The following is a 24,816-nucleotide window of genomic DNA, read 5'->3' as shown; positions in this document are numbered from 1 at the left end:
TGACGGGCGTACGGCGTCCGGAGGAGGGGCAGGTCGAGGGATCAGGCGGAGGCGCGCTTGCGCGGGGTGCGCCGTTCGGACGTCTTCTTCGCGGCGGCCTTTTTGGTCCCGCCGGCGCTCTTCTCGGCGGTCTTCTTCTTGGCGGAGGACCGGCCGGCCGGCGCGCTCTTCTTCGCGGCCGGCTTCCGGGACCCGGACGCCTTCTTCTTCGCCCCGGCCCCCTTCGCGGCGGACTTCCCTCGCCCGGAGAGCTGAGTCACCTCCGCCACCTCACCCTCCCCGTCGGCCGCCTCCCCGTCGCCGGTCTCCTCGCCGCGCGCCTCCTTCGCCGCGCGGACGCTGCCCTCCAGGGCGGCGATCAGGTCGATGACCTTGCCGCCGGAGGAGTCGGGGGCGGCCGGCTCCAGGGCCTCGCCGGAGGCCTTCGCCGCGATCAGCTCCTCGACGGCCTCGCGGTAGTCGTCGTGCAGCGAGTCCATGTCGACCTCGCCGAGCGTGTCCATCAGGGCGTCGGCCAGGTCGAGTTCGGCGTCGCGGACCGTGACGTCGGCCTCCGGGGCGACCCCCTCGGGGGCCCTGATCTCGTCCGGCCAGAGCAGCCCGTGCATGGCGATGACGTCGTCCACGACGCGCAGCATGCCCAGGCGCTCACGGCCGCGGAGCGCGTATTTGGCGAGGGCGACCTTGTTGCTCCGCTTCAGTGCCTCGCGCAGCAGGGTGTACGGCTTGGCGGCCGGTACACCGTTGGCGGAGAGGTAGTACGCGGCGTCCATCTGGAGCGGGTCGATGGAGTCGGCCGGCACGAAGGCGACGATCTCGATGGTCTTGGCGGTGGGCAGCGGCAGGGACCCCAGATCCTCGTCGGTGATCGGGATCATCGTCCCGTCGGCCTCCTCGTACGCCTTGCCGATCTCGCCGGAGCCCACCTCCTCGCCGTCGATCTCGCACACCTTGCGGTAGCGGATCCGGCCGCCGTCGGAGAGGTGGATCTGACGGAAGGAGACCGAGTGGTTCTCGGTGGCGTTGACCAGCTTGATCGGGATGCTGACCAGCCCGAAGGAGATCGCCCCGTTCCATATGGACCTCACCGGTCACCCCTTCCGTTTCATCCGCACAAATCCATAGAGATCCATACGAATCCGTATTTCGTGTGACTCTTATCGTATGACGCCGATCACAGAGGTGGAGGGGCGGCGCCTGGCGCTGAGCAATCTGGACAAGGTGCTGTATCCGGCCACGGGCACCACCAAGGGCGAGGTACTGCACTACTACGCGGCCACGGTCGCCGGACCCCTGCTGGCGCACCTGCGGGACCGGCCGCTGTCGTTCCTGCGCTATCCGGACGGCCCGGACGGGCAGCTGTTCTTCACGAAGAACCCGCCGCCCGGTACGCCGTCCTGGGTACGCACCGCCCCGGTGCCGCACCACGAGAAGGAGAGTGCCCGGCAGATCGTGGTGGACGGGCTGGCGTCCCTGATGTGGGCGGCCAATCTGGTGGTGGAGTTCCACACCCCGCAGTGGCGGGCCGAGGCTCCGGGGACGGCCGACCGGATGGTGTTCGACCTGGACCCCGGGGCACCCGCCACCGTCGTGGAGTGCTGCCGGGTCGCGCTCTGGCTGCGCGAGCACCTGGCGGCGGACGGCCTTGAGGCGTACGGGAAGACCTCGGGCTCCAAGGGGCTGCATCTGCTCGTCCCGGTCGAGCCCACACCCTCCGCGCGGGTCTCGGCGTACGCGAAGGCACTCGCCGTCCGGGCGGAGCGGGAGCTGCCGGAGCTGGTGGTGCACCGGATGCGGCGGGCGCTGCGGCCGGGCAAGGTGTTCGTCGATTTCAGCCAGAACGCGGCGGCCAAGACGACCGCCACCCCCTACACCCTGCGCGCCCGCGCCGAGCCCACCGTGTCGGCACCGGTCACCTGGGCGGAGATCGAGGAGTGCCGGGACGCCCGTGACCTGGTCTTCCTCGCCGGGGACATGGCCGGACGGCTGGCGCTCCACGGCGATCTGCTCGCCCCGCTCACCGATGCGGACCGGGGGCGTCCGGTGCCCGACGCCGGATAGCCGGGCCGTGCGCGGGCCCGCACCGGCCCTGCGCGGCGGGCGCGGTGGCCGGTGCACGGCGGGCGCCGTGGCCGTGTGCGGCCGGGATATACCGTATGGCCGCCCCCATTGTCATGCGCAAGGCCAAAAGCTGGCCGGGGGCGGTCGGATTGTCCGAGCGGTGGTGCACACTCTGCGCAGACACTGCGCAAGGGAGACCGTGGGGAGGCGATGGCGTGTTCGCGGGGATCGACGAGGTCGACTGGGCCTCGATGGAACATGCGTACGGGCCCGCCGACGACGTTCCGGGGCTGCTCCAGGGCCTCGCGTCCGCCGATCCGGTGCGCCGGGAGGCCGCGCTGGACGGGATGTACGGGGCGGTGCACCACCAGGGCGACGTCTACGCCTGCACGCTCGCCTGCATCCCGTTCCTGTTCGAGCTGGTCGCCGACCCCCGCGTCCCCGACCGCGGCGGTGTCGTCGAGCTGCTGACCAGCATCGGCGGCATCGACGTCGACGAGGAGGACATCGGGGAGGCGGCGGAAGAGGCGGACGGTGCGGCGAACTACGCGATGGCCGCCGCCGCCGTCAGCGCGGGCTCCGAGGCCTTCTTCGCCCTGCTGGCCGACGAGGACCCCGGCGTCCGGGTCAGCGCCCCCCTGGCCCTCGCCACGCTGCACGGCGACCCGTCCAGGGTGCTGACCGTGCTCTGCGAGCGGATCACCGTGGAAGGGGACGAGGAGGTGCGCCTCGCCCTGGTCGAGGCCGCCGGGCGGCTGGCCCTGCGGCACCGCCCGGTCGCCGGGCGCAGCGCCGCGTGCCTGGGCCGGCTGGCCGCCGGGGCGCATCCGCCGGGGCTGCGGCTGGCCGCCCTGGCCCAGCTCGCCCGGTGCGCCCCCGAGGAACTGCCCGGCGATGTGGTGCGGGTGGTCGCCGGACTCCTGCGGCAACTGCGTTCGGCGCCCGGCTCGGAGCCCGGGGACGCGCCGGGGGCGGACCCCGGCGAGAGCGGCCCGCGCGCCGCCGAGACGCACGGCGAGGAGCCGGCCGGGACCGAGGCCGCGCCGGTGACGCTGCTGGGACAGCTGCGGTCGCTGTCCGCCGAGGAGCGGGCCGGGCGCACCGCGCCGTGGACCGCCGATCTGCTGCGCACCCTGCACGTCGGCCTGGACGACCGGATCGCGGACCGCACGGCCCTGCTCACCGACCAGCTGTGCAGCCCGGACCCGGGGCAGCGCATCGACGCGGTGCGGATGAGCGGCGGGCTGATCCGCACCTGGCGCGGTTCGTACGGGGAGCTGGTCCGGCTGGTCGGGGAGCAACTGGCCTCGGACGAGCCGCGGCTGTCCGAGGCCGCCTCGCACGTCCTGGAGGAGCTGTTCGGTCTGGCCGCGCCGGCCGCCGACGCGCTGGCGGCCCGGGTGGCGGCGGATCCGGACGGCTGGGTGAAGGAGTGGGCGAGCGGGCCGCCCTGTCTGGGCAGTGCGGTGAAGGCCCTGGCCCGGCTGGGCGACGTCCGCGCGCTGCCCGCGCTCGGCGCGGCCCTGGAGCGGCCCGAGGTGCCGCACGACGTGGGGTACGCCCTCGCCCATCTCGGCGAGGCCGCCCGGCCGTTGGCCGACGCGCTGCGCCACCGGCTGGGCGAGGTGGCCCTGGACGAGGAGGCGTACGACCGGGCGAGTCCGCTGCTCGCCGGGCTGACGGCGCTGCGGGCGGGCGAGGCGGCGCCGGAGGTGCTGCGGCTGCTGCGCGGGGCGCCGGCCTACCGGGGCGACTGGCTGCGGACGGCGGCGCTGCGGGCGCTCGGCTCGTTCGGGCCGGCGGCGCGGTGCGCGATCCCGGAACTGCGGGCGCTGATGGGCCGGGCCGGTACGGCCGCGGCGGTCGAGGCCGCGCAGGCGCTGTGGGCGGTCGAGGGCGATGCCGGGGCGGTGCTGCCGGTGCTGGCCGAGGGGCTGCGCGCGAAGCAGGTCAACGAACGGCGGGCGGCGGCGGGGGCGCTGGGCCGGCTCGGCGGACGGGCGGCGGCGGAGGCGCCCCGGCTGCGGGGGCTGCTGCGCCATCAGGAGCTGTGGCTGCGGGTGGACGCGGCGATCGCGCTGTGGGAGGTTTCCGGTCGGGCCGGGGAATCCGTACCGGTACTCCTCGCGGCCTGGGAGAAGAACCGTCACGTCAGGGTCCGGATCGCCGGACATCTGGCACGGACGGGGGCTGCCTGCGCGGGGCCGGACGCGGCGCGGGTGCTGCGGGCCGAACTCGCCTCCGTACGCCGCCACAACGCGATGGACGGCGGCTACGGCAGCCATGACACATACGAGGACGAGAAGCTGCTGGCGCTCTGCCGCCGGGCGCTCCTGGGTGATACGGGGAAGGGACCCACGACATGATCATTTTCGGCACGCGAGGCTATCTGTACCAGCTGGCGATCCTCACGCTGGTCTGCGGCTGGTGCGGGAACCCCGCCGCGCACACGCTGCGCAAGCGGGTGACGAAGTTCACGCTGTTCTTCGTGCCGCTGTTCCCGTTCTCGACGAAGTACGCCACGCAGTGCACCTTCTGCGGCGGGGAGCAGCGCATACCCAAGGAGCAGGCCGACCAGCTGCTCGCCCAGCACGTGGCGTCGCAGGACGGGAACCCGTTCGGCGGGAGCCCCCAGCCCGGAAGCGCCCCCGGAGCGCAGGGCGACCGGCCCCGTCAGCACTGAGGGCGCGACGGGGGCCGCGCGGCGCGGTGCGGGACCGACTCCGCACGGGCCCGTCCGGCGCGGTGCGGGACCTGCGAACCTCCGCACTATGACATAAGGGAAATAAGCCCCACGTCTTGCTACGTTGCGGGGCATGACCGCATCGACGGCGGACGCTCCCCCGCCCGAGCTGCGCCTGCCCCGGCGGCGCGGCGTGGAACTCTCGCTCCTCATCGGGGCCGTCCTCCTCTCCGTCTACGGCTACACCGCCGTCGGTCTCGCCCACGACGACGCGGTTCCGCCCGATGTCCTCGGATACGGCGGCGGGCTGGGGCTGCTCGCGCTGCTGGCCCATCTCGCGGTCCGGCTGCGCGCCCCGTACGCCGATCCGCTGCTCCTGCCCATCGCCGTGCTGCTCAACGGGCTGGGGCTGGTGCTGATCTACCGGCTCGACCTGGAGACCCCGCACGACAGGGCGGCCCCGACCCAGCTCGTCTGGTCCACGCTCGGGGTCGCGTTCTTCATCGCGGTGGTGGTGTTCCTGCGCGACCACCGGGTTCTCCAGCGGTACGCGTACCTCTCGGTCGCCGCGGCCCTCGTGCTGATGATCGTGCCGATCTTCTTCCCGGCGGTGAACGGGGCCAAGATCTGGATCAGGATCGGCGGGTTCTCCTTCCAGCCCGGTGAGTTCGCCAAGATCCTGCTCGCGGTGTTCTTCGCCGCCTATCTCGCGGCGAACCGCGGGGCGCTGGCGTACACCGGGCGCACGGCCCAGCGCCTGCGGCTGCCCACCGGCCGGGTGCTCGGCCCGATCGTGGCGATCTGGCTGATCAGCGTCGGCGTGCTGGTCCTGGAACGGGACCTGGGCACCTCGCTGCTGTTCTTCGGCCTCTTCGTGATCCTGCTGTACGTGGCGACCGGGCGGACCGGCTGGATCGCCGTCGGACTGCTGCTGGCCGCTGTGGGGGCCTTCGTCGTCGGCTCCTTCGAACCCCATGTGCACAGCAGGGTGCAGGACTGGCTCGATCCGTTCGCCTCCATCGACGCCGGGCAGGGCCCCGGACAGCTCGCCCAGTCGCTGTTCGCGTTCGCGGCGGGCGGGATGCTCGGCACCGGGCTCGGCCTCGGCCACTCCGTCCTCATCGGCTTCGCCGCCAAGTCCGACTTCATCCTGGCGACGGCCGGCGAGGAGCTGGGCCTGACCGGGCTCACAGCGGTGTTCCTGCTGTACGCGCTGCTGGTGGCGCGCGGCTACCGGGCCGGGCTGGCCCTGCGCGACCCCTTCGGGCAGTTGCTGTCCATCGGACTCGCCTCGATCCTGGCGCTCCAGGTCTTCGTCATCGCGGGCGGGGTGATGGGGCTGATCCCGCTGACGGGGATGGCGATGCCCTTCCTCGCCCAGGGCGGCTCCTCCGTGGTCACCAACTGGATCATCGTGGCCCTGCTGATCCGCCTCAGCGATCTCGCCCGGCGCCCGCGCCCCGACCGGGCGGAGACCGGAGTCGTCGCCCCCGCCCCCGAAGGAGCCGGCTCGTGATCCGTTACATCCGGCGCGCCGCCGCCTTCTGTCTGCTGCTGCTCGTGGCCCTGCTGCTGAACGCGGCCCGCGTCCAGGTCCTCGACGCCGACGAGCTGGACGACAACCCCGCCAACCGCCGCACCACGATCGCCCGTTACGACCAGCCGCGCGGCAACATCCTGGTCGGCGGACGGCCGGTTACCGGCTCCAAGGACACCGGCGAACAGCTCGCCTGGGAACGCACCTACCGCGACGGCCCGCTGTACGCGCCGGTGACGGGCTACGCCTCGCAGACGTACGGCACCACCCTGCTGGAGAACGCCGAGGACGACGTGCTCGCGGGCACCGATCCGATGCTGGCGCCGCTGCCGTTCTGGAACGAGATCACCCGCGGCCGGCAGCCGGGCGGGAACGTCGTCACCACGATCAGGGAGGCCGTGCAACGCGCCGCCTACCAGGGGCTCGACGGGCGGCGGGGAGCGGTGGCGGCCATCGAGCCGACGAGCGGGCGGATCCTGGCACTGGTCTCCACCCCGTCCTACGACCCCGGGCTGCTCTCGGGCACCGGCACGGCCGTCACGGACGCCTGGCGCGAGCTGAACGCGGCGGACAGCCAGCCCATGCTGAACCGGGCGATCCGGCAGACGTATCCGCCCGGCTCCGCGTTCAAGATCGTGACGGCCGCGGCCGCGCTCGACGCGGAGGTCGTCACCGATCCGGACGCGCCGACCGACACCCCCGTGCCCTATGTCCTGCCGGGCACCACCACGACGCTGCCCAACGAGTCGCGCGGCTGCGAGGAGGCCTCGCTGGCCGACGCGATCCGGGTGTCCTGCAACACCGTGATGGCCCATCTGGGGGTGGAGGTCGGGCTGGAGGGCATGGTGGAGGCCGCCGGGCGCTTCGGCTTCAACGACACGGGGCTGCGGATCCCGTCCGGGGTGGCGAAGAGCAACTTCGACACGGAGATGAGCGACGACCAGCTGGCCCTGTCCTCGATCGGCCAGTTCGACACCACGGCGACGCCGTTGCAGATGGCGATGGTGGCCTCGGCCGTGGCCAACGGCGGCGAGCTGATGGCTCCGCACCTCGTCGAGCGCACGACGACACACGGCGGCTCCACCGTCCGCACCACCGGAGCGCGTACCTACCACCGGGCGATGAACCCGATGACGGCGGTGCGGCTGCGGCAGATGATGATCGACGTGGTGCGCGACGGCACCGGCACCAACGCGGCGATCGACGGGGTGACCGTCGGCGGCAAGACCGGCACCGCCCAGCACGGCGTGGACAACTCGGGAACCCCGTACGCCTGGTTCATCTCCTGGGCCCAGGCGCCGGACAGCGGCCGCCCCGCGGTCGCCGTGGCCGTCGTCGTGGAGGACGCGGCGGCCGACCGGGCCGATATCAGCGGCGGCGGCAGCGCGGCCCCGATCGCCCGTTCCGTGATGGAGGCGGCGCTGGGAGACTGAGAGCGCGTCGGCGAACCCCCGCCCGGACCGGGCCGCGGGGCCGCCCCTCCGCTCCGAGGCCCGTCCGGTGGACCGCGGCGGGGAGCGTGATCCGAGAGGCGGGCCCACAGGGGATGGACGGATTCCGGGACGTGACGGGCGGGCAGGGGGTGGGCGAATTCCGGGACGTGGCCGGTCCGCAGGGGATGAACGGGTTCCGGGACGTGGCGGGCGGGCAGGCGGTGGACGTGGCGGGCGCGCTGGTCGCGGCCGAGCGGGCGGACGAGCGGTTCCACGCCTTCCTCGACGTCTGGCACGAGGAGGCGCTCGCCCGGGTGCCCGGGGCCGCCCGTCTCCCCCTCGGCGGGCTGCCGTTCGCGGTGAAGGGCCGCACCGGCGTGCGCTCCCCCGCCGCGCGACGGCTGATCGCGGCGGGCGGAATCCCCGTCGGCTCGACGTCGGTGCCGGGCCCCGGGACGCCCTGGCAGACCTGGGGACTGGGGGCGCGCGGCCGGACCCTCAACCCGTGGCGGCCCGACCGCACCCCCGGCGGATCGTCGGCCGGGGCGGCGGTGGCGGTCGCGGCGGGCGCGGTCCCGCTGGCGACCGGCGGCGACGGGGCGGGGTCGGTGCGCATCCCGGCCGCCTGGTGCGGGGTGTTCGGCCTGAAGACGACGAACGGGCTGCTGCCGTCCGCCGACCGGTCCGGGCTGGCGGCGCCCGGGGTGCTGGCCCGTACGGCCGCCGACGCGGAGATGTATCTGCGCGCGGTCCTGGACGGCTTCGCCCCGGCCCCCGTGACGCTCCCGCTGCCCGCCGCCCACAGCCCCGGCCTCGGATACGCCGAGGTCGAACCGGAGGTGGCTACGGTGGTGCGGAGCGCGGTGGACCGGCTCGTCGCGGCGGGCGTCGTCAGCCTCACCGGCCCCGCGTGCGCGCTGCTGGACCCGGCGCCGGCCTGGCAGGCGGTGCGCGCCGGGCACGTACCCCGCCAGCAGGCCGAGGCGCGCGAGGAGAACGACCGCAGACTCGACGCCTTCTTCGCCCGCACGCCGCTCCTTCTGACCCCGGTCACCCCCAACCGCCCGCACGGCCACGACGGCCCGGGCGACACCTTCTCGACGTCCCTCACCTGGGGGTTCAACCTGAGCGGACATCCGGCGGCAAGCCTGTTCGCCGGGTTCACCGGGGACGGCTGCCCGGTCGGACTCCAACTGGTCGCCGACCGGGGCACGGACGCCGCCCTGCTCGCCATGGCCGCGGCGGCGGAACGGGTGCTGGGGACCGTGCGACCGTGAGGAGCGGGCGGCCTTGCGGGGCCCGGTGGGCCGTGCGGGGGGGCCGTTCGGCCTCGCGGAGCTCGTTGGGTCGTGCGGAGTCGTACGGGGCTGCGGAATCGTACGTGGTGAGGATTCGTACGGCCCCGAGGGCGCGTCCCTCAGCCGGCCGCCGTGCCGCCGATCGGCTCGCGCGATTCGGCACGGACCCGGGCGGCGTCCAGGGCTGCCTTCTCCAGGTCGACCTTCTCGGGGGCCTGCACGGCGGTCTCGGGGGTGACGACGGCGACGAAGGACGCGGTGTTGGCGTCGCCCCAGGCGCACATGGGCAGGGTGCTGGTGACGCCTCCCTGCACGGAGCGCACGACCTGGCAGGAGACCGTGACGTCGTAGCCCTCGGGCCGGAAGTCGCGGGCGGCGACGGCGATCGTCATGCCGTCGTTCTGCGTGGCGCCCTCCAGGATCTTCTCCCGGGTGAACGCGGGGCTCTTGATACGCCCCCACATGCCGGAGACGATCAGGCTGCCGCCGTCGTCGGAGGCGTACTGGGCGACCACGGCCTTGGCGTCCCTGATGGACGGGTCGTAGGTGTCCTCGATCTCCCGCCCGTCGGTCGCCGAGGAGTCCTTGACGAGGCTGTACTCGTCGTCGAGGAGCGTCTTCCGCACGGTCAGCCGGTACTTGGCCTCCGGAAAGGCGCCGACCGTCGGGAGGTCGCCCTTCTCGACCGCCGAGTCCAGCAGCCGCGCGACGCCGAACGCGATGCCGCCCGCCACCACCAGGGCGCCGACCACGATCCCGACGACGAGCCCGGTCCGCCTGCGCCGCGGTGGCACGGGGACGAAACCGGGGCCGCCCCACGGCTGCCCCGGCTGCGCGTACCCGTACGGCGGCTGTCCCGGGGCGGGCTGCCCCGGCTGCGCGTACGGGTTGTACTGCGGCTGCTGGGACGGCTGCGCGGGACCGTAGGGACCGGGCGGGGGCCCGTACGGGTCCTGCGGGGGGCCGTACGGGTCCTGGGGCGGAGGCGGCGGGGTGGTCATGGCGCCCAAGTTACGGCATCGGGGCGAACATGATTTCGAGTGCCCCGGACGGCGGCGGTCCGGTCAGTCAAGGGACTCACGCCGGCTCAGCCAGCTCTCCGGCATGCCCTCCACTCCGGTGGCCGCGCCGACGACGCCGCCGGTGATGGCACACGTGGTGTCGATGTCCCCGAGCCCTTCGGCGGTGGCCCAGAGGGCCGCCTCCAGATCACCGGGGTGGCGGGCGGCGGTCCACAGCGCGAACGGCACGGTGTCGTCGGCGCGGATGCGCTGCCCGTTGCCGAGGAGGTCGGCCGCGCGCCACGGCGCGGTGTCGAAGGGGACCTCGGCGGCGCGCAGCAGACCGTCCCGGACGGCGCCCGGGGGCGTCGCCCCGGCGACCCGGGCGAGCGTGAGGCCCCCCTCCGCCGCGAGGGCCGCCGCGACGGCGACGGCGACCGCGCCGGCGATCCCCTCGGGGTGGGCGTGGGTGACCTCGGCCTGGAGCGCGGCCTGTTCGGCGACGAGGTCCAGGTCGTGGTGGAAGCGGGCACCCAGCGGGGCGACGCGCATGGCCGCCCCGTTGCCGAGGCTGCCGCCCTCGAAGAGCCCGGGGGCCAGGGTGCGCCAGTCGGCCGGGTCGGTGAGCAACTGGGGCAGCAGCAGGTGCATGCCGTGGCCGTACCCCCGTGCCCGGTCGGCGTCGAAGGCGAGCGCGAAGAGGAGGGCGAGCCGGTCCTGTTCGACGCGTCCGCACTCGTCGAGCATCCGGTTCAGGGCGCGGGCGAGGGCGGTGTCGTCCGTCCAGTGCCAGACGGGCTCCCGAGGGATTCGACGGGCCCGGATCGCGTTGACCGTATGCCGGGGAGGTGTGAACAGCGGGAACCACCGCTCACCGAAAGCGTCCCCGAGCGCGAGCGCTTCGAGGCTCCGGCGGGCGGCGGCGAGGTCCTGGGCGGTGGTTTCGGTGGACACGCACGTATCCTCCCGCCACCGGCCCGGGACCGTACAGCGGTTTCCGGCCGCGTCCCGTTGGCGCGTTCGGCCAGGGGCGGTTCGAGCCACGGGCGGTTCGAGCCACGGGCGGTTCGAGCCCACGGTCCGTTCGGGCCAGGGGTGGTTCGAACCGCGGACGGCTCGCGCCACAGGCGGTTCAGGCGCCCTCGGCTATCGCCTCGGCGACCTCCGCGACGCGGGCCTGCTCCTCGGCGGCGAAGCGTTGGCGGTCCAGTTCCTCGGCTATCTCCTCGTCCTGGGCCATGAGGAGGTCGAGGTTGGAGTCGCCCAGGTCGAAGACGCCCATGTCGACATAGGCCTTCTGGAGGCGTTCGCCCCACAGGCCGATGTCCTTGACGCAGGGCACGATCCGGCTGAACAGCAGCTTGCGGAAGAGCTGGAGGAATTCCGAGTGCTCGGAGAGGTCCTTCGCCTCCTGCTTGGGGATGCCGAAGTTCTCCAGCACCTCCACCCCGCTGAGCCGGTCGCGCATCAGGTAGCAGCCCTCGATGACGAACTCCTCGCGCTCGCGCAGTTCCGCCTCGCCGAGCTGCTTGTAGTAGTCCCGCAGGGCCATGCGGCCGAAGGCCACGTGGCGGGCCTCGTCCTGCATGACGTACGCAAGGATCTGCTTGGGCAGCGGCTTGGTCGTGGTGTCGCGGATCATGCCGAACGCGGCGAGCGCCAGACCCTCGATGAGCACCTGCATGCCGAGGTAGGGCATGTCCCAGCGGGAGTCGCGCAGAGTGTCGCCGAGGAGCCCCTGGAGGTTGTCGTTGACCGGGTAGAGCATCCCGATCTTCTCGTGGAGGAAGCGCCCGTAGATCTCGGCGTGCCGGGCCTCGTCCATGGCCTGGGTGGAGGAGTAGAACTTCGCGTCCAGGTCGGGGACCGACTCCACGATGCGGGCGGCGCAGATCATCGCGCCCTGCTCCCCGTGGAGGAACTGGCTGAACTGCCAGGAGGTGTAGTGCCGGCGCAGCTCGCCCCGGTCCTTCTCGGTCATCTTCGTCCAGTGCGGCGTCCCGTAGAGGGTCAGGGCCTCGTCGGGGGTGCCGAGCGGGTCGGTGGGGTCGACCTCCAGGCTCCAGTCGATGCGTTTGTTGCCGTCCCACTGCTTGTCCTTGCCCTTCTGGTAGAGGGCGAGCAGGCGTTCGCGGCCGTCGTCGTAGTCCCAGCTGAAGCGGGCCGCGCCGGTGGCGGGCACCGTCCACAGCGGCTCCTCGGGGGCGGTGGTGTAGAGGTCGTGTGTCGACACGGACGGCTCCTTCGCCTCGCGATACTCCGGTAAGTCACCTGGTTCCCGGCTCAGTTGGCAGGTTCACACGTTGGTAGACGCCGGGTCAACAAGTCGCACGCAAGGGGATTGACCGGCTTGCTGACAGGCGGTCTCATAGTGGGTGACCGCCGGTAACCCCTGGGAGAGGCACGTCCCGCCATGACGACCGCGACCGAACGCGATGTACAGCTGCTCCGCGACGCACTGGGCCCGCTCCGCGACCGCGAACAGGTCGCCCTGCGTCTCCTGGAGGCCTCCGCCAAGCACTCCTTCGACCCGGACCGGGAGCTCGACTGGGACACCCCGCCCGTGGACGGCAAGTGGTTCTGGCCGCCCGAGCTGCTCTCCCTGTACGACACCCCCATGTGGCGGCGGATGTCCGAGGAGCAGCGCCAGGAGCTGTCCCGGCACGAAGCCGCCTCACTGGCGTCCCTCGGCATCTGGTTCGAGATCATCCTCATGCAGCTGCTCGTCCGGCACATCTACGACAAGCCCGTCGTCAGCAACCACGTCCGCTACGCGCTCACCGAAATCGCCGACGAGTGCCGGCACTCGATGATGTTCGGCCGGATGATCACCTGGGGCGGCTCCCCCAGCTACTCCGTACCGCGCCGCTACCACAACCTCGCCCGCGTCCTGAAGACCATCTCCACCACCCCGGGATCCTTCGCCTCGACCCTCCTCGGCGAGGAGATCCTCGACTGGATGCAGCGGCTGACCTTCCCGGACGAGCGCGTCCAGCCGCTCGTGCGCGGGGTGACCCGCATCCATGTGATCGAGGAGGCCCGGCACGTGCGGTACGCCCGCGAGGAACTGCGCCGCCAGATGGTCACCGCCCCGCGCTGGCAGCGCGAACTGACCCGACTCAACTGCGGGGAGGCCGCCCGCGTCTTCTCCGTCTGCTTCGTCAACCCCCAGGTGTACGAGCACGTCGGCCTGGACCGCCGCGAGGCCGTCGCCCAGGTCCGGGCGAGCGGCCACCGCGCGGAGGTCATGCAGACCGGGGCCAGGAAACTGACGGACTTCTTCGACGACATCGGCGTCCTCAACGGGGTCGGCCGCAGGCTCTGGAAGCAGTCGGGACTGCTCGCATGAGGCCCCGCATCCGCCGCTGCGGCCCGGCCCGTTCCGCGAACGAGGACCTAAGCTGCCTGTTATGACCCCTGCCGCAGCCGCAGCGCCCAGCCGTGCGTACCGAAGGCTCAGCGTCGAGGAACGCCGCACCCAGCTCCTCGGTGCGGCCCTCACGCTCTTCGCCCACCGGGCACCGGACGAGGTCTCCCTCGACGAGGTGGCGTCCGTCGCCGGAGTCTCGCGCCCGCTGGTCTACCGCTACTTCCCGGGCGGGCGGCAGCAGTTGTACGAAGCCGCGCTGCGCTCCGCCGCCGAGGAGCTGAAGCTCTGCTTCGCGGAGCCGGCCATGGGACCGCCCACGGAGCGCGTGACCCGGGTCCTGGACCGCTACCTCGCCTTCGTCGACGAGCACGACGCCGGCTTCAGCGCCCTCCTGCGCGGCGGCAGCGTCGCCGAGACGTCCCGGACGAGCACCATCGTCGACGAGGTACGGCGGTCCGCGGCCGAACAGATCCTGCTCCACCTGGGCCACGACGAGAACAGCGAACCGGCGCCCCGGCTGCGCATGATGGTCCGCACCTGGATCGCCGCCGTCGAGGCCGCGTCGCTCATCTGGCTGGACGAGGGCAAGCGGCCCCACCCGGAAGAGCTGCGCGACTGGCTCGTCGACCACTTCATCGGCCTCCTCGCCGTCACCGCCGCCACCGACGTACGCACCGCGGAGGCCGTGGCCGCCCTCCTGCCCCTCGAAACCGCGGCCGGTCCGGCCGGCCGGCTCGCGGACCGGCTGGCACCGCTCGTCGGTGTGGCGGGGCATCTGCTGCCGTCAGGTGAGGCATGAGCGGTTTGCCGGAGCGGTTCCTCCGAGAGGTTCGACTTTCGGTCGGCTTTCGTTCGTAAGCGCGGGTGATCGATTGATCGGTTGATCGGTGGGCTGATCGATTGATCGAATGGCCGTCGGCCGACCGCTCGTCGACCCCTCGTCGACCGATCCGCCGGCCGGTTCGCCGATCGGTCAGACTGGGGCGGTGAGATCCGAGAACACCCGCTTCACCGGCGGCCCGCTGGACGGCCGGGTGCTGCCCGTCCTGGTCGGCGCGACCGGTCACCCGCCCAAGTGGTACGAGGTCCCGGTCCCGGCCACCGACGACGCCCCGGCCACCGTGCACGCGTACCGGAGGGCTCCGGCCGGTCACACACCGCGGCTGGGCATCCAGCGGGGCTGGGTGTACGAGTACGTCCCCGAGGGGCGGGGTCCGCACCGCCCGAAGTGGCCCTGGTCGAAGCGGGCCTGACCGGCCCCGCGAAAGGAGCGGCGGACCCTCTAAGATCGGCGCTCAGGTCCGAGGGACGGTCAAGAGGGGGTGCGCCATGGAGGCGCTGCGTCAGGACGATCCACGCCGCTTCGGCCCGTACACGGTGCTGGCACGATTCCGCGAGACGGCCGCCGCCCTCCAGTACCTCGCGCGGGAGACCTCCGGGGACGAGCTCGTCGTGGTGACCGCCGCCCGGCCCGGCCTGGCGGAACTGCCCGCCTTCCGGCGCCGCTTCCAGGCCGAGTCCCGCACCGCCGACCGGCTGGCCGGCGGCTGGGTCGCGCCCCGGATCGACACCCCGGACGGCACGGCGGACGACGCGGACGAACTGTGGACCGTCTCCCCCTACGTCCCGGCACTGACGCTCGCCGAGGCGATCGACCTCGCCGGGCCCCTCCCCGAACGAGCCGTGCGGATACTGGGCGCGGGCATCGCCGAGACCCTGTCCAGGGTCCACGCGACCGGCGCCGTCCTCCAGGGCCTCGCGCCCCGGACCGTGCTCCTGGCGGAGGACGGCCCCCGGCTCACCGCCTTCGGACCGCTGGGCGCGGCGGCCGCCGCCGAGGCGCGGCCCGGCGGCCAGCTCTCCGTACGTCTCGACTATCTGACCCCCGAGCAGGTCACCGGCCAGGAAGCCGGACCGGCCTCCGACCTCTTCGTCCTCGGCCTGCTGCTGGCGTACGCGGCGACGGGCAGCACCCCGCTGGCCGACGGCCCCGCCGAGGAGGCCGCCGAGCGGATCGCCCGCTCCGAACCCCGCCTCGACGAGGTCCCGGACGCCCTGCGCGACCTGGTGGCCCGCTGTCTGGCCAAGGACCCCGCCGACCGCCCCGAGGCGGGCGCCGTCGCCGCCGACCTCGCTCTGGAGGGCGCCGCGGGCCTCGCCCGGGGCGGCTGGCTCCCGGCCCCTCTCGCCACGGCGGTGACCGATCAGGAATCGGCCGCCCGCAAGCTGGAGGCACCGGACGGGCACGAGCCGGAGGACGGCACACCGGAACCGGACGGACCGGCTGAGGACCGGCCGGTCGTGGTCGCGGACGCGGTCGTCGCCGATGCGCCGGCGGACGGCACGGCGGGGGCCGGTTCGCAGGCCGAGGGCGCGGAGATCGCCGACGCGGCGGTTGTGGACGCGGCGGCGCCCGAGACGCCCGTCTCCGACGCGGTGGTCACGGACGCTCCCCCGCCCCTCCGGGACAGCCGGACCGCGCAGCTGGGGGTCATCGACCCGTTGGCACCCCGACCCGACCGGGCGACGGCACAGCTGTCCGTACCGCGTGAACTGCCGTCCGGGCCCGATCTGTCGGCGGCTCCCCAGCCACTGCCCGTACCGGCACCGGCTTCCCTGTCCCCGTCTTCGGCCTCGCCCTCGTCCGAGGTGCGGCCTCCGGTGGCGGGTGGTGGCGTGCCCGAGGGTGTGTCTCCGGCGGGTCCGGGTCCGTCGGGTCCCACGGCGAAGACCGCCCCTGTCGACCGGCGGACGTTGCTGATCGGGGCTGCCGCCGGTGTGGCGGGACTGGTGATCGGGGGCGGTGGCGTCCTGGCGCTGGGGGACGACGAGACGGCCCCCGAGCCGGACGCCAAGCCCGCGCCCGCACCGAGCCGGCCGACCGTCGCCGGTCTCGCGCCGCGGCCGCGCTGGATCCACACCCTGCCCGCGGCCGAACCGTCGCCGCTCACCGCCGCGCTCTGGAACGAGCGGCTGCTCGTCCTGACCGGCGACAACCACGCCTCCGCCGTCGACCTGAACACCGGCCGCCGCATCTGGGAGAGCCCCGACGCCGCCAAGGGCCAGGCGGCCCTGGAGGCCGGCAAGGAGTTCTGCTTCGTCGCGGGGCCCTCCGAGTTCCTGTGGCTGGCGGCGAAGGACGGGAAGGTCGCCCACCGGGTGGCGTACGCCGACGGATTCGAGAACGCGCCCGGCCTCGCCGTGGCGCAGATCGTCGGCGCGTCCGGGGCGACCGTCTGGTTCACCGGTTCGCACCAGGTCACCGTGAAGGCGCCCAAGCCGAAGAAGGGCAAGAAGCCCGGCAAGGACAAGAAGGTCGTCAAGTCCTTCCTGTTCGCGTACGACGTCGAGCAGCGCAAGGAACTGTGGCGCACCCCGGTACCGACCGGCCGGGGTCCGGCCGCCCCGGTGTACCGGCTGACCGCCGTCCGCCCGGACGACATCGTCGTACGGCAGAGCCGGCCCACGCTCACCCCGGCCGATGTGAAAGCGGCCAAGGGCAAGGCCGTCTTCCGCTGTTTCGAGCGCGGGACCGGCAAGCTCCGTTGGACCAAGTCCTTCGGCACGGTGACGCCCGACGACGCGGCGACGGGCGACGCCGACGGCACGCTCTTCGCAGCGGTCGGCGACGACCTGCGCGCTTTCGAAACTCCGGCCGGCCGGCCGAAGTGGACGCTCAACGGCACACCGGGCTCCGTTTTCGGGCCCTCCGTCGAGGCGGGCGCCACCCTGCACACCACCAGCCGGAACCAGGAGGTCGGCGCCGTCGACCGGGCCTCCGGCAAGCTCCGCTGGCGCCGCTCCACGGAAGCGGTGCCCAACGGTTCGGCGCCCTCGCTGGCCGTCAGCGGTTCGGGCCGCACGCTGCTCGCGGCGAGCGCCGGCCAGGTCACCGCGTTCGCGGCGGCGGACGGGCGACGGCTGTGGAAGTTCCAGGACGTCGGGGAGCAGGACCCCCAGGGCGGCACCGTCACCGCCGGATACCAGGTGCTGACGTTCGGCCGGACTGCCCTGGTGCGGCGGGGCCGCGTCGTCTACGCCTTCCCGGTCGACTGACTTTCGTTTGGTGATGCGATCGATCAATCGATCGGCCGATCAGCAAAACGATCAATCGAAGGGCGAAGCGGTCAATCGATCATGCAACGGGCCGAACGATCAGTCAGCGGTCGGCCGGTCGGGCGAATCGGTCGGCCGCCACCCCCGGAGGTTCTTGCATCACCCCTCGGTGAGTGAGCGTATGGACGAATTGCGCTCACTCATGGGGTAGTCGCACGATTCACCCCGTTCCCGGAGGTGATGTCGTGTCGGGCAGGCTCCTGCGCTCCATCGGCACGGCGGCGCTGGCCGCCGTCGTCGTGACCTCACCGGCCGCCGCCGCTCCGGCGCCCTCGCCCGGCCCGTCGGACCCCGCCGCCCCGGCGGCCGGGCCGCAGACCGCACCGACCGGGGTTCCCGCGCTGCTGACCCGGCTCCAGAGCCTCTACCAGCAGGCCGAGGAGGCCACCGAGACCTACAACGGAACGGCTGCCGAGCTGAAGAAGCGGACCGCCGAGGCGAAGAAGCTCGACGCCCGGTTGGTCACCGCCCGGCTCGCGCTGTCCCGCAGCCGGGACGACGCGGGCCGGCTGGCCCGTGAGCAGTACCAGGGCCGTTCCGACCTCTCCCTCTATCTGCGGCTGCTGCTGATGCGCGACCCCGCGACCGCACTGGACCAGGGACAGGTCATCCAGCGGCTGGCCGCCGGCCGGGTGGCCACCATGAAGCGGCTGGGCGGCGCGGAGAAGCGGGCCGCCGCACTCGCGAAGTCCTCGCGTGCGGTCCTGGACCGCACGCAGGTCCTGGCGGCGCGCCAGAAGAAGGAACGCGACGCGGTGCGCACCCGGCTCGGCGAGGTGGAGGCCCTGCTGGCCTCGCTCTCCACCGACCAGCTCGCCGGTGTGAACCGGCTCGAACAGGAGGGCACGGACCGGGCCCAGGACGCCCTGGTCGCCTCCGGTGCCCTGTCCTCGTCGCGGCCGCCCACGGAGGAGGGCGGCGCGGCCGTCCGCTACGCGATCCGGCAGATCGGCAAACCGTACGTCTGGGGAGCGGAGGGCCCCGACTCCTTCGACTGTTCCGGGCTCACCTCGCAGGCCTGGGCGAGCGCCGGCCGTACCATCCCGCGCACCTCCCAGGAGCAGTGGCGGCAGTTGCGGAAGGTCCCGGTGAACGCGCTGCGCCCCGGCGACCTGATCGTGTACTTCCCCAAGGCGACGCATGTGGCGATCTACATCGGCAACGGCCTCGTCGTGCAGGCGCCCCGCCCCGGCTCGGTGGTGAAGGTCTCGCCCCTGGCCGCCAACCCGCTGCTCGGCGCGGTCCGCCCCGATCCGGAGGGCACCCCGTTGGCCTCGTACTCCCCGCCGGAACTCCCCGACGGCGCCTCCGTCGGTTCGGACCAGGGATACGGAGAGGCCTCCGCACCCGACGCGTAGGGCGTCGGACACGGAGGCCGTGATCGTTTGATCGGTCGACCGGTCGATCGATCAGCCAAACGATCAATCACTCATAGCGATCACCCATCGATCCCCGAGCGATCAAACGGTCAAACGATCACGCCCCGGAAACCGAGGCGAGGTAGGCGTTCGCCTTCTCCGGGTCGAAGAAGAAGTTCTCGAAGTCGGCCGGGTTGTTGAAGCCGTTGGCGAAGCGGTCGGCGACCGGCTGGAGCTGCCCGGCGGCTCCGATCAGGTTGAGCACGTGCTCCGGCGGAACGCCGAGCATCGCGTTCGTCCACTTGGTGACGTGCTGGGCGGTCTCCCAGTAGCGGTCGAAGGTGGCCTGCATCCACTCGGCGTCGAACGCGCGGTCCCCGTGCTCGATGATCGAGTCCAGGTACGCGTTCGCGCACTTGGACGCCGAGTTGGAGCCCTGGCCGGTGATCGGGTCGTTGGCGACGACGACGTCCGCGACACCGAGGACCAGACCGCCGCCGGGCAGCCGGCCGATGGGCTTGCGGACCGTGGGGGCGTAACGGCCCGCCAGGGTGCCGTTGGCGTCGGTCAGTTCGACCTTGGTGGCGCGGGCGTACTCCCACGGGGTGAACCGCTCCATCAGCTCCAGGGTCTTCGCCAGGTGCTCGGACGGGTCCTTGATGCCCTGGAAGACGTCGAGCGGCCCGCCCGGGACGCCTTCCCAGAACAGGATGTCGGCGCGGCCCGAGGTGGTCAGGGTGGGCATGACGAAGAGTTCGCCGACGCCCGGGACCAGGTTGCAGCGGACCGCGTCGAAATCGGGGTGCTCCGGGCGCGGGCCCATGCCGTGGACGTACGCCACGGCCAGGGCGCGCTGCGGGGCGTCGAACGGGGAACGGGAGGCATCCCGGCCGAACATGGACACCAGCTCGCCCTTGCCGGCCGAGACCAGCACCAGGTCGTAGGTGCGGGAGAAGTAGTCCAGGTCGGAGACGGCCGCGCCGTGGATGACGAGCTGTCCGCCGCGCTGGGCGAAGGTCTCCATCCAGCCGGCCATCTTCACGCGCTGGTCGACGGACTGGGCGTAGCCGTCCAGCCGGCCGACCCAGTCGACGGCGCGCGAGGAGTCCGGGCCGGCGACCGAGACGCCGAGGCCCTCGATGCGCGGGGCCTGGGACTCCCAGAAGTTGAGCTGGTAGTCCCGCTCGTGCTGGAGGGCCGTGTGGAACATGCACTGCGTCGACATGACCCGGCCGGAGCGGATCTCGTCGGCCGTACGGTTGGACATGAGGGTGACTTCGTACCCTCTGGACTGCAGTCCGAGAGCGAGCTGGAGCCCGGACTGACCGGCTCCGACTATGAGTATCTTCCGCATCGTGGTTCTCCGTTGTGCGTACGTACGGGGGTGCGTACGGGCTAGGCGGGGGTGGCGTCGAGGGCGTGGCCGACCAGAGTCAGCAGCGATTCGACGACGGTGATCCTGTTGCGCGCGTCCATGATCACAACCGGTACGTGCGGCGGAACGGTCAGGGCCTCGCGGACGTCGCCGGCCTCGAAGCCGGGCGTGCCCTCGAAGTGGTTGACCGCCACGATGTACGGCAGTCCGCAGCTCTCGAAGTAGTCGAGTGCGGGGAAGCAGTCGGCGAGCCGCCGGGTGTCGGCCATGACGACGGCACCGATCGCGCCGCGCACCAGGTCGTCCCACATGAACCAGAAGCGCTGCTGTCCCGGCGTGCCGAAGACGTAGAGCACGAGGTCGTCGTCGAGCGTGATGCGGCCGAAGTCCATGGCGACCGTGGTGGTGACCTTGTCGGGAGTGGCGCTGAGGTCGTCGGTGTCCTCGCTGGCCTGGGTCATCATCGCTTCGGTCTGGAGCGGGGTGATCTCCGAGACCGAGCCGACGAAGGTCGTCTTGCCGACGCCGAAGCCCCCGGCGACCACGATCTTCGTGGCGATCGGGGCCCGGGTGTGGTCGAGCTGCCAGTCCTGCGGTGCTTCCTCGGTCCGGTCCGCCGGTCCCGGCTGGCGAGGGGCGAACAGCGGCGACTCAGAGACGGCGGAGCCCATTGAGCACCCTTTCGAGCAGTGCGCGGTCGGGCTGACCGGTGCCGTGACCGGTTCCGTACACGCGGATCTTTCCCTGGTCGGCCAGGTCGCTGAGGAGGACTCTGACCACACCGAGCGGCATCTTGAGCAGGGCCGAGATCTCCGCGACCGTGCGCATGCGGCGGCAGAGTTCGACGATGGCCCGCAGTTCGGGCATGACCCGGCCGGCGAGGTTGCCGTTGGGCAGCTCGCGGCGCTCCTCGGGGGCTTCGAGGGCGGCGACGAAGGTCTCGACGAGCAGCACGTGGCCGAAGCGGGTGCGGCCGCCGGTGAGTGAGTACGGGCGTACCCGCGCGGGCCGTTTGTCGGCACCGCGCACCGGAAGTTTCCGGGCGGGCTGGGCGGCGGCGGGGGTCACTGGGCGCTCTCCATCGATTTGCGCAGCTCGCTGCGGAGTTCGGGGGTGAGGACGTGTCCGGCGCGGCCGACGAAGAGCGCCATGTGGTACGCGATGACGCTCATGTCGCAGTCGGGGGTGGCGTGCACCCCGAGCAGCGAGCCGTCGCTGATCGACATGACGAAGACGCTGCCCTCGTCCATGGCGACCATGGTCTGCTTGACACCGCCGCCGTCCATGAGCTTCGCGGCGCCGATGGTGAGGCTGCCGATGCCCGAGACGATGGTGGCCAGATCGGCGCTGGAGCCTCGGGGCCCGTCCTGCCGCCCGTCGGGTGTTGCGGCGTGCTGGTGGCCGGGGTCGGAGGAGAGCAGCATGAGTCCGTCGGACGAGACGACGGTGACCGAGTGGACCCCTGGCACCTCCTCCACCAGATTGCTCAGCAACCAGTGAAGGTTACGGGCCTCGGTACTCAGCCCATATGTGCTGGGCGCAGTCAACTGCGTGCCTCCTCGACTGTGTCCCCCGTCTCTCCGGTACGGCCGTCGGTACGGCCGGCCGGCTCAGTGTGTTCGGTACGTGTGGTGCTGCCCGCGGGGGCGGTGGCCTCGGCGATCTCCGCCTCGACGTCCCTGCGGCCGTTCTTCGCGCCCTGGTGGAATCCGCCGAGGCGGCGGCGCAGGGCCTCCTTGTCGATGCCGCCCTTGCGCTCGGGCGCGGGGGCCGGGGCGGACTTGACGACCTTGGGGGTGCGCTTGGGCAGCCCCTTGTCGGTGACCGCCGGGGCCTGGGGCTCCGTGGTCCCGCGCGTCTCCGGCTCCGGCCTGCGCGGTCCGGGCACCTCGGCGACGGGGCCCGCGACGGGCTCGTGTGAGCCCTCGTCGGGGGTGCGCTCGTGGCGGTCGGGGCCGATGGCGTACGGTCCGCCGGCGGTGGCGGGCTCCGGCGCCTCGCCGCGGCCCGGTGCCGTGGCGGCTCCGAACCCGTCCGGTACGGGCGGCGGCTTCGGCATCCGGACCTGCATCGTCCGCTCGGCCTCGGACTCGACCGGCGGCCGGACGCTCCCGGGCTCCTCGGCCTCCACGGCGGCCCCGGACTCCTCCGGAGCCTCGGCGCTCCCGGTCTCCGCCGGGGACGCGGCGCTCCCGGCTTCCACGGCCGGCACCGTGCCCTCCGGGTCCACCGGACCCGTGCCGGCGGGAGCCGCGGGTTCCACCGGTTCCTCGGCCGCGGCGGGCTCGGCCTCCCGGGCGGCCAGGGTCCGCTCGGCGGCGGCGATCAGCGGGTCGTCGGCCGGGGCGAGCGCGCCGCGCTGCGGCAGGGCGTTGGAGTTGGCCTCGGCGACCGAGCCGGGGAGGTTGAGCGAGGGGGCCTCTCCCGGGGTGCGGACGGGCGGCGGGGTGGCGGCCGGGGGCGCCTTGGGCAGCAGGGCGGTGGGCAGGACGACGACCGCCGTGACGCCGCTGCCCTTCTGCTCGCGCAGTTCGACCCGTACGCCGTGGCGGGCGGCCAGCAGCGCGGTGACCTGGAGGCCGAGACCGGCCCCGTCGGCGCTCTGCTCCCCCGCCTCGAAGAGCGTGGGGTCGCCGAGCCGGGTGTTCAGCTCGCCCATGCGTACGGCCGACATGCCGATGCCCTCGTCCTGCACGGAGAGCATCACCTCGCCGCTCTCCAGCAGCCAGCCGGAGAGCTGGACCTGGGAGTTCGGCGGGGAGAACGCGGTGGCGTTCTCCAGCAGTTCGGCCACCAGGTGGCTGAGGTCGTCGGCGGCGAACCCGGCGATCTGGGCGTGCGGCGGCAGGGACTGGATGGTGACCCGCTCGTACCGCTCGATCTCGCTGACGGCCGCGCGCAGGACGTCGACGAGCGGGATCGGCCCGGGGTGCCCGTGTCCGTGCTCGGCACCGGCGAGGACCAGCATGTTCTCGCTGTGGCGGCGCATGACCGTGGCCATGTGGTCGAGCTTGAAGAGCGTGCCCAGCCGTTCCGGGTCCTGCTCGCGGTCCTCCAGGGACTCGATGACGCCCAGCTGGCGTTCCACGAGGCCGAGGGTGCGCAGCGAGAGGTTGACGAAGGTGTGGTGGACGGTGTTGCGCAGCTTCTCCAGCTGGGCCGTCAGGTCGGCGGTCTGCACCTGGAGTTCGGCGCGCTGGAGGGTGAGGGCCTCGCGTCCGGCGACGAGTTCGCCGCGTTCGCGCTCCAGCGTCTCGAACCGTCCGTTGAACTCGTGGAGCAGTCCGTGGAGCCGGCCGTGCAGGGTGTTGATCGACCGGACGACCTGGGCGAACTCGTCGTTGCGGCCGGTGTAACGGACGGGTTCCGCGGTCTCGGGATCGTCGGCGAGGCGGCCGGAGCCGATGCGCAGGACGGCGAGCGGCTGGGTGAGGGTGCGGGCCACGGCGGTGGAGACGCCGACGGCGACGAGGAAGCAGGCGCCGAGGAGCGCGATGCGCAGTTCGAGCGCCGTGACGTCGTCGTCGCGCAGCCCTTCGAGGCGTTGCACCTGCGCGGTGCCCAGGGCGGACTCGACGCCGCGCATCCGGTCGACCCGGGCGGACAGCGCCGCCGTGAGCTTCTTGCGGCTGACCTTCCGGTCGGACTCGGACAGCTCGGGGCGGTCGGTGAGGGCGCCGAGGTACTTCTCGGCGCTGTTGACCTCGGGTCCGGTGACCGTGGTGGTCAGCTTGTCGCGGCCGGTGGCGCCGGCGGCCTGGTCGAATTCGGCGAGTGCGGACAGTTCGCCGGTCCGGGAGCGCTGGGCGGCGGCGCTCAGTTCGTCGCGGAGGCGGTCCTCCTTGGTCTCGCCCTCGTCCTGGGTCTGGACGGGCAGCCCGGTGAACGGGTCGATCTGTGGGGCGGCCGGCTCCTTGACGGGGACGGCGAGCGCGGCGAGCAGCAGTCCGCGGGTGGCGGAGGCCTGTTCGGTGGCGCGGCCGAGGGCCAGCGGGGCGCGGACCGACTGGGCGGCGCGCGGCGGGGTGCTGTCCGCCAGTTCGTCGGCGAGGTCGTGGAGCTTGGCGATGACCTCGGAGTACGCCTGGTGGGCCTCCAGGGCCGTGCCCTTGCCACCGATCGCGTTCCGGCGCAGCGAGGGGATGGTGGCGAGGTCGCGGCGCAGGGCCACGGGGGCCGCGTCACGGATCTCGTCGACCTGCTGGTCGACCCGGGCGCTGCGGCTTCCGGTGCCGTCCTGGCCGGGCTTGCCCGTGCGGCCGGCCGCGATGAAGACGGTGACCTCGTCGCGTTCGTCGGCGAGGGAGTGGGCGAGCGCGATCGCCTGCTGGTTCAGCTCGGCGAGGGTGACCAGCCGCTGGGAGTCGGTCAGGTCGGAGGAGGCGGTGAGGACCGCCGGCGCCCCTGCGGCTATGACGGTGACTCCGACGACCGCGACGCCCGCGACGAGGCGGGTGCGGACGCGCACGGTGCGCCCGCTTCCGGCCTGCGCCGAAGCCGTCGCCCCGGAACCGTTCTGCTTGCCGCCCTTGCTCCGAGGCCGCTTCTTCTGCACCGGTGCTCGCAATCTCGACTCGTCCGCCC

20 protein-coding genes are annotated in these 24,816 nt (G+C 72.9%); 11 read left to right on the top strand and 9 right to left on the bottom strand.

Annotated features, from left to right (window positions below):
• Window positions 1–41: 41 nt before the first annotated feature.
• A complete protein-coding gene (locus tag ACFVDM_RS09045; protein ID WP_383634999.1) occupies window positions 42–1,088 on the bottom strand; it encodes a Ku protein in 1,047 nt (348 codons plus the stop codon).
• Between the two features lie 76 nt (window positions 1,089–1,164).
• On the opposite strand from ACFVDM_RS09045, the gene ligD reads away from it, so the two are divergent.
• The 6 genes from ligD (at window position 1,165) to ACFVDM_RS09015 (ending at window position 8,991) form a co-directional block, all read left to right on the top strand.
• Complete coding sequence (gene ligD / locus ACFVDM_RS09040; RefSeq protein ID WP_383634997.1) at window positions 1,165–2,061, top strand: non-homologous end-joining DNA ligase; 897 nt, start codon at window positions 1,165–1,167, stop codon at window positions 2,059–2,061.
• A gap of 215 nt (window positions 2,062–2,276) precedes the next feature.
• Entirely contained in the window at window positions 2,277–4,427 is a 2,151-nt protein-coding gene (locus ACFVDM_RS09035; RefSeq protein ID WP_383634995.1) for a HEAT repeat domain-containing protein, read from the top strand.
• Window positions 4,424–4,744 (top strand): zinc-ribbon domain-containing protein, encoded by a 321-nt coding sequence (locus ACFVDM_RS09030; protein ID WP_383634993.1) that lies wholly within the window; start codon window positions 4,424–4,426, stop codon window positions 4,742–4,744. The genes ACFVDM_RS09035 and ACFVDM_RS09030 overlap by 4 nt, the downstream gene beginning before the upstream one ends.
• A gap of 133 nt (window positions 4,745–4,877) precedes the next feature.
• Complete coding sequence (locus ACFVDM_RS09025; RefSeq protein WP_383634991.1) at window positions 4,878–6,260, top strand: FtsW/RodA/SpoVE family cell cycle protein; 1,383 nt, start codon at window positions 4,878–4,880, stop codon at window positions 6,258–6,260.
• Entirely contained in the window at window positions 6,257–7,714 is a 1,458-nt protein-coding gene (locus ACFVDM_RS09020) for a penicillin-binding transpeptidase domain-containing protein (protein WP_383634989.1), read from the top strand. The genes ACFVDM_RS09025 and ACFVDM_RS09020 overlap by 4 nt, the downstream gene beginning before the upstream one ends.
• 185 nt (window positions 7,715–7,899) lie before the next feature.
• Complete coding sequence (locus ACFVDM_RS09015) at window positions 7,900–8,991, top strand: amidase family protein (protein WP_383635450.1); 1,092 nt, start codon at window positions 7,900–7,902, stop codon at window positions 8,989–8,991.
• A 140-nt stretch (window positions 8,992–9,131) separates the two neighbouring features.
• On the opposite strand, the gene ACFVDM_RS09010 is transcribed toward ACFVDM_RS09015, so the two are convergent.
• From ACFVDM_RS09010 to ACFVDM_RS09000, 3 genes are all read right to left on the bottom strand, one after another.
• Window positions 9,132–10,013: a hypothetical protein gene (locus ACFVDM_RS09010; protein WP_383634987.1), complete on the bottom strand. Its 882-nt coding sequence runs from the start codon at window positions 10,011–10,013 to the stop codon at window positions 9,132–9,134.
• Window positions 10,014–10,076: 63 nt separating this feature from the next.
• Window positions 10,077–10,967 (bottom strand): ADP-ribosylglycohydrolase family protein, encoded by an 891-nt coding sequence (locus ACFVDM_RS09005; protein ID WP_383634985.1) that lies wholly within the window; start codon window positions 10,965–10,967, stop codon window positions 10,077–10,079.
• A gap of 178 nt (window positions 10,968–11,145) precedes the next feature.
• Window positions 11,146–12,246 carry a ferritin-like domain-containing protein gene (locus tag ACFVDM_RS09000; RefSeq protein ID WP_383634983.1) on the bottom strand — a complete coding sequence of 367 codons (1,101 nt, stop codon included), beginning with the start codon at window positions 12,244–12,246 and terminating at the stop codon, window positions 11,146–11,148.
• A gap of 180 nt (window positions 12,247–12,426) precedes the next feature.
• Between ACFVDM_RS09000 and ACFVDM_RS08995 the strand changes: the two genes are divergently transcribed.
• The 5 genes from ACFVDM_RS08995 (at window position 12,427) to ACFVDM_RS08975 (ending at window position 18,857) form a co-directional block, all read left to right on the top strand.
• A complete protein-coding gene (locus ACFVDM_RS08995; RefSeq protein WP_383634981.1) occupies window positions 12,427–13,362 on the top strand; it encodes a diiron oxygenase in 936 nt (311 codons plus the stop codon).
• A gap of 61 nt (window positions 13,363–13,423) precedes the next feature.
• Window positions 13,424–14,182: a TetR/AcrR family transcriptional regulator gene (locus tag ACFVDM_RS08990; protein WP_383634979.1), complete on the top strand. Its 759-nt coding sequence runs from the start codon at window positions 13,424–13,426 to the stop codon at window positions 14,180–14,182.
• Between the two features lie 187 nt (window positions 14,183–14,369).
• Window positions 14,370–14,636 carry a hypothetical protein gene (locus tag ACFVDM_RS08985; protein ID WP_383634977.1) on the top strand — a complete coding sequence of 89 codons (267 nt, stop codon included), beginning with the start codon at window positions 14,370–14,372 and terminating at the stop codon, window positions 14,634–14,636.
• Window positions 14,637–14,712: 76 nt separating this feature from the next.
• Window positions 14,713–17,439 carry a PQQ-binding-like beta-propeller repeat protein gene (locus ACFVDM_RS08980; protein ID WP_383634975.1) on the top strand — a complete coding sequence of 909 codons (2,727 nt, stop codon included), beginning with the start codon at window positions 14,713–14,715 and terminating at the stop codon, window positions 17,437–17,439.
• Window positions 17,440–17,684: 245 nt separating this feature from the next.
• Window positions 17,685–18,857, top strand: coding sequence for an NlpC/P60 family protein (locus ACFVDM_RS08975; protein ID WP_383634973.1), 1,173 nt, complete (start codon window positions 17,685–17,687; stop codon window positions 18,855–18,857).
• 118 nt (window positions 18,858–18,975) lie between these two features.
• On the opposite strand, the gene ACFVDM_RS08970 is transcribed toward ACFVDM_RS08975, so the two are convergent.
• The 5 genes from ACFVDM_RS08970 to ACFVDM_RS08950 are packed head-to-tail and all read right to left on the bottom strand — an operon-like array spanning window position 18,976 to window position 24,787.
• Window positions 18,976–20,211 carry a styrene monooxygenase/indole monooxygenase family protein gene (locus ACFVDM_RS08970; protein ID WP_383634971.1) on the bottom strand — a complete coding sequence of 412 codons (1,236 nt, stop codon included), beginning with the start codon at window positions 20,209–20,211 and terminating at the stop codon, window positions 18,976–18,978.
• A gap of 41 nt (window positions 20,212–20,252) precedes the next feature.
• On the bottom strand, window positions 20,253–20,903 hold the full coding sequence (locus ACFVDM_RS08965) for an ATP/GTP-binding protein (protein ID WP_383634969.1): 651 nt from the start codon (window positions 20,901–20,903) through the stop codon (window positions 20,253–20,255).
• Window positions 20,884–21,300 carry a DUF742 domain-containing protein gene (locus ACFVDM_RS08960; RefSeq protein ID WP_383634967.1) on the bottom strand — a complete coding sequence of 139 codons (417 nt, stop codon included), beginning with the start codon at window positions 21,298–21,300 and terminating at the stop codon, window positions 20,884–20,886. Before ACFVDM_RS08960 ends, ACFVDM_RS08965 begins: the two co-directional genes overlap by 20 nt.
• Window positions 21,297–21,779 (bottom strand): roadblock/LC7 domain-containing protein, encoded by a 483-nt coding sequence (locus ACFVDM_RS08955; RefSeq protein WP_383634965.1) that lies wholly within the window; start codon window positions 21,777–21,779, stop codon window positions 21,297–21,299. The genes ACFVDM_RS08960 and ACFVDM_RS08955 overlap by 4 nt, the downstream gene beginning before the upstream one ends.
• Window positions 21,776–24,787 carry a nitrate- and nitrite sensing domain-containing protein gene (locus ACFVDM_RS08950; RefSeq protein ID WP_383634963.1) on the bottom strand — a complete coding sequence of 1,004 codons (3,012 nt, stop codon included), beginning with the start codon at window positions 24,785–24,787 and terminating at the stop codon, window positions 21,776–21,778. Before ACFVDM_RS08950 ends, ACFVDM_RS08955 begins: the two co-directional genes overlap by 4 nt.
• Between the last annotated feature and the right edge of the window lie 29 nt (window positions 24,788–24,816).

This window comes from Streptomyces sp. NPDC057682 (assembly GCF_042799575.1).
Classification (GTDB): domain Bacteria; phylum Actinomycetota; class Actinomycetes; order Streptomycetales; family Streptomycetaceae; genus Streptomyces.
This window is presented reverse-complemented; position numbering and strand designations above follow the sequence as displayed.